The sequence below is a fragment of the Gordonia sp. 852002-50395_SCH5434458 genome (assembly GCF_001665905.1).
Classification (GTDB): Bacteria; Actinomycetota; Actinomycetes; order Mycobacteriales; family Mycobacteriaceae; genus Gordonia; species Gordonia jacobaea.
The window spans coordinates 1-11,390 of sequence record NZ_LZTC01000036.1; the positions used below are offsets into that span (position 1 = coordinate 1).

The window sequence follows — 11,390 nt, forward strand, 5'->3', positions numbered from 1 at the left end:
CGCGGTGGTTGTCAGTTCGCGGTCGTCAGTACGAGCTCGACGGGACGCTGGCGACGAGGATGACGAAGAAGATGACATAAATGAGGATGCTGACGACGACGCTCGCGACGCCCGCAATGGCACCCCACATGGCCCACTTCTTGGCATCATCGGCGGCCTGCTGCGCGCCCGCGTAATCGCCCGAGGCCCACAGGCCGTTCACCGACGTCGCCTTGACGATCGACACGATGCCCAGCGGCAAGCAGCAGAGCACGGTGCACAGGATCGCCCACACCAGGTTGTTTTCGGGTGCCGCGGGTCCGTAGCCGTACTGGGGCTGCTGCCCGTAGGGCTGCCCACCATATGGAGGCTGGCCACCGTACTGGGGCTGCCCATACTGTTGCTGGCCGTACTGTTGCTGATCGTATTGGGGCTGCCCATATTGCTGGCCACCGTAGGGCGCCTGACCGTATCCGCCATCCTTCTTCAGCGGGTCGCCCTGCGGGTCATACGGGTTGGTCATCGGGATTCCTCTCGAGTTTGGTCGAGTGGAGCGTAACGGACACGGCCAACGGACACCCTATACGGGCCGTCGATTCCATTCGAAGACCCGACAGCAGGAACAACGCCCGGCGAGCAGTCTCAGCCGAACAGCTTCGGCAGCGTGCCCTCGTGCACGGCGCGCAGTTCGTCGAGTGTCACCTCGAACTGGTCCTGCACGGTCACCGAGTCGGAACCCTGATCGACGACACCGATACGCGTCCACGGCATCTGTCGGGCGGTGAGCATCGAGGTGAACCGCGACTCCTCGGTCCGCGGCACCGCGACCAGCACACGTCCCGACGATTCGGAGAACAGCCACACAAACGGATCAGCGTCTTCGGGAAGCAGGATGCGACAACCGGTTTCACCTGCGAGCGCGGATTCGACGACGGCCTGGATCAGCCCGCCCTCGCTGAGATCATGCGCAGCCGAGACCAAGCCGTCGCGTGAGGCAGCAGTCAGAATGTCGGCCAGCAGTTTCTCGTGGTCGAGGTCGACCTCCGGCGGCACACCGCCGAGATGGTCGTAGGCGACCTCCGCCCAGATCGAGCCGTCGAACTCGTCGCGCGTCTCGCCGAGCAGGATGAGCGTCTCGCCGGGCTCGGTACCGAAGTCGGTCGGGAGTCGACGATGCACGTCGTCGATCACACCGAGTACACCGACGACCGGTGTCGGCAGGATCGGCGTCGACCCCGTCTGGTTGTAGAAGCTGACGTTGCCGCCCGTGACCGGAATGCCGAGCTGGCGACACCCGTCGGCCAACCCGTGCACAGCCTGCTGGAACTGCCACATCACCGCCGGGTCCTCCGGCGAACCGAAGTTCAGGCAGTTCGTCACCGCGCGGGGGGTTGCACCCGACGCCGCCACGTTGCGATACGCCTCGGCCAACGCGAGCTGTGCACCCCGGTACGGGTCGAGGAAGGTGTAGCGCCCCGAAGCGTCGGTGGCCAAAGCGATTCCTCGACCGGTCTTTTCGTCGATCCGAATCACTCCGGAGTCGGCATGCTCGGCGAGCACGGTGTTGCCGCGCACGTACCGGTCGTATTGATCGGTGATGAACTTGCGGCTGCAGAGTGCGGGCGACTCGAGCAGGTCGAGGAGTGTCTGACGCAGTTCGTCGGGAGTCGACGGACGTTGCAGGGCCTCCGTGGTCGACTCGACCACACCGTCCTGCCAGTCGGGGCGGGCGACCGGACGCTCGTAGACCGGACCCTCGTGCGCGACGGTCCGCGGCGGGACGTCGACGACGGTCTCACCGTTCCACGTGATCACCAGGTTGTCGCCGTCGGTGACCTCGCCGATCACGGTGGCGAGCACATCCCACTTGCGGCACACGGCGAGGAAGGCGTCGACATTCTCCGGGGTGACGACCGCGCACATGCGTTCCTGCGACTCGCTGGAGAGCACCTCCGCGGGTGTCATCCCCACCGCGCGCATGGGAACCTTCTCGAGTTCGATCTTCATGCCGCCGTCGCCGGCCGATGCCAATTCCGATGTGGCACATGAAAGTCCGGCGCCACCGAGATCCTGGATACCGACGACCAGCCCCGCGTGATAGAGCTCGAGGCAGCACTCGATGAGCACCTTCTCGGTGAACGGGTCGCCCACCTGCACGCTCGGCAGCTTCTTGCGATTGGGGCCGGACTCGCCGGTGTCGTCGAAGGTCTCCGAGGCGAGCACCGACACACCGCCGATGCCGTCGAGTCCGGTGCGAGCACCGAACAGGATGATCTTGTTCCCGGTTCCCGACGCGAAGGCCAGTTGCAGGTCTTCGGTGCGCAGCGCACCCGCACACAGTGCGTTGACCAGGGGGTTGCCCGCGTAACTCGAGTCGAAGACCGTTTCGCCGCCGATGTTGGGCAGTCCGAGCGAGTTGCCGTAGCCGCCGACACCGCGGACCACTCCGTCGAGCACGCGTCGCGTATCGGGGGCGTCGGCCCTGCCGAAGCGGAGCTGGTCCATCACCGCGATCGGGCGGGCACCCATCGCCATGATGTCGCGGACGATGCCACCGACACCGGTCGCTGCGCCCTGATACGGCTCGACGTAGCTGGGATGGTTGTGCGACTCAACCTTGAACGTGACGGCCCAGCCATCGCCGATGTCGACGACACCCGCGTTCTCACCGATGCCCGCGAGCATGCCCGAACGCATCTCCTCGGTGGTGGTCTCACCGAAGTAGCGCAGATGCACCTTCGACGACTTGTAGCTGCAGTGCTCCGACCACATCACCGAGTACATGGCGAGTTCGGAATCGGTCGGGCGGCGACCGAGGATCTGCTTGATCCGCTCGTACTCGTCGTCCTTGAGTCCGAGTTCCTTGTAGGGCTGGGGCTGATCGGGGCTGTCGACTGCCCGTTCGATTGAATCCACAGACGTTGAATCCACAGACACGGTCTCCACAGGATCGCTCACCTGCCAGATTCTACCGCCCGGCCCGCATCGGGCTCGGACTGTGTCGACCGCGACCCGAGCGCACGACACAACGGCTACGGTGATTGATCTACGCGAAGCGGTTCAATCGGACTTTTGGGGGGGATGATGACCGACGTCCGCAAGGCGCGGCAGCTCTTCGAGCTCGGGGTGCTCTCACTTGGGATCCCCGTCGAGGGCACCGACCCGGTCGACAACAAGGCGCAGGCAACAAAGGCATTCACGCGCGCCAGCGAGTGGGACCCGACCATGGCCGACGCCTGGCTCGGTCGCCTGGCCTGCGGCGACGCGTCGAACGAGGTGCTCTTCGCGCTCTATCGACACAGCGACCGCATCGGAGCGGAGCAACGCAGACTCGGACTGCCGCCCCGAACGCTTGTCGGGCGGTGGTACACCGGCATGTTCCTCGACTACCCGCTTACCGACGCCGTCGAGGCTGCGGCCGCCTACGCAGCGACCCTGATCGCGGGCGACGACTTCGCGGGAGCACGTGACGTCGTCGACGCGATTGCCGAGCAGCGTCGAACTCCGATCGTGACGTTCATCGAAGCCGTGCTCTACTTCCGCACCGGGCGATGGCCGGACGTGTTGTCGACGCTCGCGCGCTCAGAACAGTGGCACGACCCCCACATGAGCGCCGTCGCCGACTATCTGACGGGCACCGCCTGCGCGCAGCTCGGAATGAGCGCCGAAGCCATTCGACGCCTCGAACGAGCCATGTCATGCGCCATTCCCGCATGTGCGAGCCGGGCGATGTACACCTACGGGCTCACACTGCGCGGCGAGGGCAAACAGGCGCAGGCCACATCGATGCTCGAGCAGGCCTTCGCCAGCGATCCCTCGTTGACCGCGGCTGCCGACGCACTCCGGTCGCCCGCGACGCGACTGACCGTCACCACCGCCGACGAGATCGCGGCGCGGACCGATCCGTGGGATCCCGCGTCCGCCCCGACGACTCCACCAACACTCACATCACCGGACAAGTCCGACGAGGCGTCGCAGACCGCGGAAGATCTGGTGAGTGCCGCACAGGCAGAGCTCGACGCCCAGATCGGACTGACATCGGTCAAGGAGCAGGTCGCCAAACTGCAGTCGGCGGCGACGGTCGCCAGAATCCGCGCCGACCGGGGTCTCTCGACGTCGGCGCGCAGCCTGCACCTGGCGTTCACCGGGCCGCCCGGCACCGGCAAGACAACTGTCGCGCGCGTGATCGCCAAGATGTACTGCGGGCTCGGATTCATCAAGTCCGACAAGGTCATCGAGGCCACCAGACGCGATATGGTCGGCGAACACCTGGGCAGCACAGCCATCAAGACGTCGGCGCTGATCGACTCGGCCATGGACGGCGTCTTGTTCATCGACGAGGCGTACACCCTTGTCCAGCAAGGACTCTCCGGTGGCGACGCCTTCGGACGCGAGGCCGTCGACACCCTGCTGGCTCGCATGGAGGACAACCGCGACCGGCTCGTGGTGATCATCGCGGGCTACGACGCAGAGATCGACAGGTTCCTCGCCTCCAACGACGGCCTCGCGTCACGATTCGCCCGACGCATCCGCTTCGAGTCGTACACCCCGCGGGAGTTGGCCAGCATCGGCGACTACCTCGCGCGGCGCCGTGATTCGATACTTACCCCCGAAGCTGCGGCCGAGATCGAGCAGGCGTGTGCACCGCTCTATGAGGATGTACGCGAAGCCGGTGCGGGAACGCGGCGGGGAATCGACCTCGCGGGTAACGGCCGCTTTGTGCGGAACATCGTCGAATCTGCCGAGGAAGAGCGCGAATATCGGCTCACCGCAGGCGATCTGGGCTCGCTGTCAGCCGAAGACCTGATGCGGATCGAAGCAAGCGACGTGCGCGCCGCTATCGCGACTCTGATGTCGGGGTTGGCTCTGAACTCGTGACCTCGATGATCGCGTCGCGCAACTCCGGCAGGCAGATCACGAGGTCGGGCAGATAGGTGTCGTCCTGGTTGTAGACCAGCGGCGAGCCATCGATTCGACTGCACCACAGACCTTTTGCCTGAGCGACGGCAACCGGTGCCGCGGAATCCCACTCGTACTGCCCACCCGCGTGCACGTAGGCGTCGGCCTCACCGCGCACCACGGCCATCGCCTTCGCGCCCGCTGAACCCATCTGCACGACCTCGCCGCCGATCGCGTCGGCGACGGCCTGCGAGAAAGCGGGCGGACGAGAGCCACTGACGACGACGCGCGGGGCGTCACCGCGCGGAACCTCGGCGAGACCCTCGGTCGGCGCCACGGGCGTCTCGTCGTCGACATAGGTGATCCCGAGCGCGGGCAGCGCGACGGCACCGGCGATGAGCGTGCCGCCGCCGGTCGACGACCAGAGCGCGACGTGCACAGCCCAGTCCTTCCGGCCCTCACCGGATTCGTCGACGGCCCCGTATTCCCGTGTGCCGTCGACGGGGTCGACGATCCAGACGCGCGGCGAGATCAGCCGGGCTTTGTCGTCCGTCGACTCCTCCGAGAGGACAGCGTCGTCGGGGCGATCGGTGGCGAGGCGGGCGAGCAGGAAGTCGTTGGAGCGTCGATCTCCCTCGTCGCCGAGCGCGCGGCCGGTCAGGCCGCTGTTCGCGCGGATCTCGAGAAGCAGTTTACCTGCTGCGGTCGCCAGTTCTCCGGCAAGGCTGCGGTCGTCCACTCGTTGCCCCTTCCACCCTCTCGCCCAGGCGCCGGGATGCGCCTGCGCGCGCCGGCCACGCCGACGCCTGCTGATCGTAGACCGAGAGCTCGGCGCTCATAGCCCGAGAAGTTCGAGAACAGCGGCAGCCGTCTCCGCTGGCAGCCCGTCGGTCGGCCGGATCACGACATCTGGTTTCTCGGGCCGCTCGTAGGGCGAGTCGATCCCGGTGAAGTGACTGATCTCACCGCGCCGTGCACGGGCGTACAGGCCCTTGGGGTCGCGGCGTTCGCACTCCTGCAACGACGTGTCGAGGAAGATCTCGTAGAACGGCAGTGCGCGTTCGTCGTGAATCTCGCGGGCACGCTGACGCTCCGCCGCGAACGGCGAGATCAGCGAGACAATCGCGACGGAGCCGGAATCGGCGAACAGTGCCGCGACTTCTGCTGTGCGCCTGATGTTCTCGCGCCGATCGTCGTCGCCGAAACCGAGGTCGGAGTTGAGGCCGTGTCGGAGATTGTCTCCGTCCATCAGATACGCAGGTCGCCCCTGCGTGACCAGTCGACGCTCGAGTTCGATTGCCACAGAAGACTTTCCAGAGCCCGACAATCCGGTGATCCACAGGGTCCCACCACGGTGGGGGCGCTGCTCCCGCGACACTTTGCTGGCCTGCCACACGACGTTCGGGTTCAGATCGCGCTCATTGCCCGCCGACTGCCCGCCGTCGCCCCCGTCTGCGTTCATTCTGTCGTCATCCCCGTCGCGCCCACCTTCATCTCGCTGCTGACGCCGAATGGTCTCAGCTTGCCACGTCACGGTCGTGTCACAGCTCACAATTCCAGCTAACGATTCGGCCGTATTGCCCGAATTAACCGTCGTGCATCGCCGCACATCCCGACGCGGCGGCGTTCCCGCCAACGTTTCGCATCCGGAACCCGATCGAGGACTACACCATGCATCATCGACACACAATCCGCACCCGCGTCGCAACTGCACTTGCAGCCGCCGGGGTCGCCGCGTCGTCACTCGCCGCCCTCAGCGTCGGCTCGGGTACCGCCCATGCCGAAACGGTCGCGCCCCTCGAACGGTGTTGGGGCATCAGCCCGAACATCGTCGACCAGCCCTACAGCACCGCGCGACTGTTCGTCTCCCAGACGGGACCGGGCACAGTCACCGCCGCTGTCCGCGACATCTCGTCCTTCTGGACATTCAGCGGAGGATACGAATCCGCCGGGCGGCTCGACTGGCACAACTTGAACAACAACCGAAAAGGGACTGCCTTCAACACGGCAAAGATCGCCCTCTTCGTCGGTGGACCCACCTTCGCGCTCAACACCGGCCCGGGCAAGGTCCGGGTCACGCTCAGCGCGGTCAACCGCAACGCGCTGTGGGCAATCCCCACCACCGCCTGCAGCGGAACAATCACCGTGCGCTAAACCCCTGGCGCTACCCACCACTGCACACTGCAGGAACCGCACGCGAGACTACCAACCAAGCATTTGCTAGGTTAAGCTCGTGAGCATGAGCGACGCCGTGATCCCCGCCCCGCTTGGTCCCGACGACCTCGGCCCGGACACCTCGCCGGTCGCCTACGAGGTCGGCGGTCCGGGTGGCGCGGTCGCCTACGTGACGCTGAACCGGCCCGAGTACCGCAATGCCCAGAACTCGGTGATGACGTACTCGCTCGACGCCGCGTTCCGCAAGGCAGTCGACGACCCCGACGTCAAGGCGATCGTGCTTCGCGCGAACGGCAAGCACTTCTCGGCGGGCCACGACATCGGCACCCCGGAGCGTGACTTCGACACGTACTACGACAACGTCGCCGCCCTGCACTGGGACCACACAGACAAGTCGGGAGCCGATCAACGTCTCGCCCGCGAGACCGAGGTCTACCTCGGGATGTGCCGACGGTGGCGGGAGATCCCGAAGCCGATGATCGCGGCCGTGCACGGCGCATGCATCGCGGGCGGCCTGATGCTCGCGTGGGTATGCGACTTCATCGTCGCCTCCGACGACGCGTTCTTCTCCGATCCCGTTGCACGTATGGGTATTCCGGGCGTCGAGTACTTCGCACACGCCTACGTGCTGGGTCCACGTCGCGCCAAGGAGATCCTCTTCACCGGCGAACGCTTCACCGCGACACAGGCAGAACAGTGGGGCATGGTCAACCACGTCGTCGAGCGGGATGGCCTGGGCGCCAAGGTCGATGCGATCTGCGAGAACATCGTCGCGATGCCGATGCAGGGACTGTTCTTGTCCAAGAAGGCGGTGAACATCTGCGAGGACCAGATGGGCATGCGCACCGCGATGGACTCGGTATTCGGCTGGCACCATTTCGCGCATTCGGCCAATGCCGAATCCTCCGGTGGGGATTCGCTCGGTGGCATGGATGCCAAGTCGATGAAGGCGTCCGCGGGTTCGACGTCGAACGGACGCTGACCGATGGACCTGACGTTCGACGCCGCCGCTGACGAGTTCCGCTTCGAGGTGCGCACCTGGCTCGCAGATCATGTTCCCGCACAACCACTTCCCTCGATGGACACCGCCGAGGGCTTCGAGGCGCACCGGGAGTGGGAGCGCACAATGGCCGCCGACCGCATGTCGGTGGTGAGTTGGCCGGAGGAGTTCGGTGGCCGCGACGCCCCGCTCCTGCACTGGATCATCTTCGAGGAGGAGTACTACCGTGCCGGCGCACCCGGCCGAGTGAGCCAGAACGGCATCTTCCTCTTGGCACCAACACTTTTCGAGCACGCACATCCAGAACAACTGGCCCGAATCATGCCTCGTATAGCACGTGCCGACGACATCTGGGGCCAGGCCTGGAGCGAACCCGAAGCCGGCAGCGACCTGGCCTCGCTGCGCTCCACGGCCACCCGAACCGACGGTGGCTGGCTCCTCAACGGCCAGAAGACGTGGAGTTCCCGATCGAGCTTCGCCGACTGGGCATTCGGCCTGTTCCGCACCGACAAAGAGGCGCAACGCCACCGGGGACTCACCTACTTCATGTTCGACCTCCACAGCCCGGGCGTCACGGTGCGGCCGATCCCTCAACTCGACGGCGAGCCGGGATTCGCAGAAGTCTTCTGCGAGAACGTCTTCGTCCCCGACGACCCCGCCGACCCGGCGAACTCCGGCGTCATCGGCGACGTCGACAACGGGTGGCGGGTCGCGATGAGCACCGCCGCCAACGAGCGGGGGCTGTCGTTGCGTTCGCCAGGTCGCTTCCTCGCCACCACGGATCGCCTCGTCGACCTGTGGAAAGCGCAGCGGGACAACGTACCCACCGCCTCCGGCGTCGATACACGCGTCGCCGACGCCTGGATCGGCTCGCGGGCCTACGAGCTGTCGACATACGCGACGGTCAGCCGACTCGCGGCAGGCGGGCAGTTGGGCATGGAGTCGTCGATCAACAAGGTCTTCTGGTCGCAGTGGGACATCGCGGCCCACGAGACAGCGCTGGAACTACAGGGCACCGACGCCGAGATCGACGACGCATGGATTGACGGCTACCTCTTCTCGCTGTCCGGGCCGATCTACGCAGGCACCAACGAGATTCAGCGCAATGTGATCGCGGAGCGCCTCCTCGGCCTCCCGCGCGGGGACAGGTGAACGATGGACTTCCTGCTGTCCGACATCCACGACGACCTCGCATCGAGCGTCGACACGCTCCTCACGAAAGCGGATGCGCCTGCCGTTGCCCGTGCATGGGCCGACGGTGATCGCTCTCCCGCGGCAGGTGTCTTCCGCCAGCTCGCCGACATCGGCGTCTTCGGCCTGCTCGTCGACGAGGAGCACGGTGGCGCCGGAGCAGGCGCCGTCGAGATGGTCGTCGCACTCGAACAGATCGGCCGCCACGCGCTCCCCGGGCCGATCGTCGAATCCGTTGCGGTGGTGCCGATCCTGCTGCGGTCGGCCACGGAGTCAGATGCGCTCGACGCTGCGGCATCGGGGCGGCTGAGTTCGGCGGCAATCGCGCCCCTTTCTCCGCGTGCAGCCGACACCGATGCTGCCGAGCACGTGTATGTCGTCGACAACGGCACATTGTCGCTCGCGACGGTCGACGACACAGCACAGTCGGTCGATCCCACGCGAACGGTGTCCACGGTGCGCGCGGCCGAGGTGATCGCAGACGGTGTCGATGGCGACCGAGCCGCACAGTTCGGAGCACTGTCCACCGCGGCTCAACTACTCGGTCTCGGCTCGACGATGCTCCGACTCGCATCCGACTACGCGTTGTCACGCAAGCAATTCGGGCGCCAGATCGGATCGTTCCAGGCGGTCAAGCATCACCTCGCCGACGTCGCGATCGCCCTCGAGATGGCCCGCCCGCTCGTCCACGGCGCAGCAGTCGGCATCGACGGCGGAGTTCCCGAGGGCGTCGACGTGAGCCGTGACATCTCCGCGGCCAAGGTTGCAGCGGCCGACGCCGCGTACCTGGCATCCCGGCGAGCTCTTCAGGTTGTCGGTGCGATCGGATACACCTCCGAACACGATCTGTCGTTGTACATCACCAAGACTCGCGCGCTGGTGAGCGCGTGGGGGACGCCGGCACAGCATCGCGCGCGGATTCTGGAGTCGCTGTGAGCACGACGACACACAACACGGCAACACACAGCACGGTATCCACCGAGGACCGGGATGCGTTGCGGCAGTCCGTCGCCGATCTTCTGGCCAAGCGATCCGACTCCACAGCGGTGCGCGCGGCGATGCGCACACCCCGCCGGTTCGACAGCGACCTGTGGCGCACATTGTGCGATGAGATCGGCGTGGCAGCTCTCGCGGTCCCGGAGGAGTTCGGCGGTGCGGGAGCATCGTTCGTCGAAACCGCAACGGTGCTCGAGGAACTCGGCGCGACGCTGAGTCCCGTGCCTGTCTTCTCGACGGCACTCGCGTCCGGCGCCCTGCTGCTCAGCGGCGATACCGACGCGTGCGCGCGGCTGCTTCCCGACATCGCATCCGGAGAACGCATCGCTAGTCTGTGCTGGGCGGGCGCGACGGGGTGGGACATCCCCGGTGTCTCCAGTGAAGCCGGATTGCTCACCGGCACAGCAGAGTTCGTCATCGACGGCGAGTCAGCCGACCTGCTGCTCGTCCTCGCCGGCACACCGTCCGGCATCACACTGCACGTCGTCGATGCCGACGCCGACGGTATCGAGGTGACCGCACTCCCCACCGTCGACCCGACGCGGCCGTTGGCCCGCATCACATTCGACGACACCGCGGCCACCGCTGTCACCGCAGCGGGCAACGTGGTGTCGCGACTGCGCACGCTTGCCTGGGCACTCCTCGCAGCTGAACAGGTCGGCGGCGCCGACCGCGCGCTCCGACTCGCCGTGGAGCACGCATCGTCGAGGACTCAGTTCGGCCGGATCATCGGGTCATTCCAGGCGCTCAAACATCGCATGGCCGACATGTACACGCTCGTCGAGTCGTCGCGATCGCTCGCACGCGCGGCCATCGAGACCGTCGTCGCCGACGACCCGAATGCCGCCGACCTCGCGGCCTCGGCCCACGTGTACTGCTCGGAAGCGTTCGCCACCGTCGCGGGCGAGGCGATCCAGATCCACGGCGGCATCGGGATCACCGCCGAACACGACATCGGGCTGTACTTCAAACGCGCCCACGGCAGCGCCCAGCTCTTCGGCCAACCACACGACATCGTCGCCGAGATGGTCGACGCCCTGCGCGGCTAGCCGAGCCGCCCGAGCGCTGGTCGAGCCGCCGCACCGCTGGTCGAGCCGCACCGCTGGTCGAGCCGCACCGCTGGTCGAGCTTGTCGAGACCACCCCACCGC

General features: G+C 66.4%; 9 protein-coding genes and 1 pseudogene. 6 read left to right on the top strand and 4 right to left on the bottom strand.

The window, feature by feature from the left end:
• Positions 1 to 25 precede the first annotated feature (25 nt).
• Positions 26 to 502 carry a CD225/dispanin family protein gene (locus A5785_RS07815; RefSeq protein ID WP_082938029.1) on the bottom strand — a complete coding sequence of 159 codons (477 nt, stop codon included), beginning with the start codon at positions 500 to 502 and terminating at the stop codon, positions 26 to 28.
• A gap of 119 nt (positions 503 to 621) precedes the next feature.
• Complete coding sequence (gene purL, locus A5785_RS07820; protein ID WP_049698044.1) at positions 622 to 2,925, bottom strand: phosphoribosylformylglycinamidine synthase subunit PurL; 2,304 nt, start codon at positions 2,923 to 2,925, stop codon at positions 622 to 624.
• A gap of 138 nt (positions 2,926 to 3,063) precedes the next feature.
• Between purL and eccA the strand changes: the two genes are divergently transcribed.
• Positions 3,064 to 4,857, top strand: a complete 1,794-nt coding sequence (gene eccA / locus A5785_RS07825) for a type VII secretion AAA-ATPase EccA (protein ID WP_049698043.1) — start codon at positions 3,064 to 3,066, stop codon at positions 4,855 to 4,857.
• Here the strand turns inward: eccA and A5785_RS07830 are convergent.
• Together A5785_RS07830 and cysC are read right to left on the bottom strand one after the other, a co-directional pair.
• Complete coding sequence (locus A5785_RS07830; protein ID WP_049697743.1) at positions 4,817 to 5,617, bottom strand: 3'(2'),5'-bisphosphate nucleotidase CysQ; 801 nt, start codon at positions 5,615 to 5,617, stop codon at positions 4,817 to 4,819. The two genes, eccA and A5785_RS07830, sit on opposite strands and share 41 nt — an antisense overlap.
• Before the next feature lie 96 nt (positions 5,618 to 5,713).
• Positions 5,714 to 6,283: pseudogene (cysC, locus tag A5785_RS07835) on the bottom strand (adenylyl-sulfate kinase); the annotation flags it as partial.
• Positions 6,284 to 6,549: 266 nt separating this feature from the next.
• Between cysC and A5785_RS07840 the strand changes: the two are divergent.
• The 5 genes from A5785_RS07840 (at position 6,550) to A5785_RS07860 (ending at position 11,289) form a co-directional block, all read left to right on the top strand.
• Entirely contained in the window at positions 6,550 to 7,032 is a 483-nt protein-coding gene (locus A5785_RS07840; RefSeq protein WP_049697741.1) for a hypothetical protein, read from the top strand.
• 85 nt (positions 7,033 to 7,117) lie between these two features.
• Positions 7,118 to 8,035: an enoyl-CoA hydratase gene (locus A5785_RS07845; protein ID WP_049697740.1), complete on the top strand. Its 918-nt coding sequence runs from the start codon at positions 7,118 to 7,120 to the stop codon at positions 8,033 to 8,035.
• Positions 8,036 to 8,038: 3 nt separating this feature from the next.
• Positions 8,039 to 9,205, top strand: coding sequence for an acyl-CoA dehydrogenase family protein (locus A5785_RS07850; RefSeq protein WP_049697739.1), 1,167 nt, complete (start codon positions 8,039 to 8,041; stop codon positions 9,203 to 9,205).
• Between the two features lie 3 nt (positions 9,206 to 9,208).
• Complete coding sequence (locus tag A5785_RS07855; RefSeq protein WP_049697738.1) at positions 9,209 to 10,180, top strand: acyl-CoA dehydrogenase family protein; 972 nt, start codon at positions 9,209 to 9,211, stop codon at positions 10,178 to 10,180.
• Positions 10,177 to 11,289, top strand: a complete 1,113-nt coding sequence (locus tag A5785_RS07860; protein WP_049698042.1) for an acyl-CoA dehydrogenase family protein — start codon at positions 10,177 to 10,179, stop codon at positions 11,287 to 11,289. The genes A5785_RS07855 and A5785_RS07860 overlap by 4 nt, the downstream gene beginning before the upstream one ends.
• Positions 11,290 to 11,390: the final 101 nt, after the last annotated feature.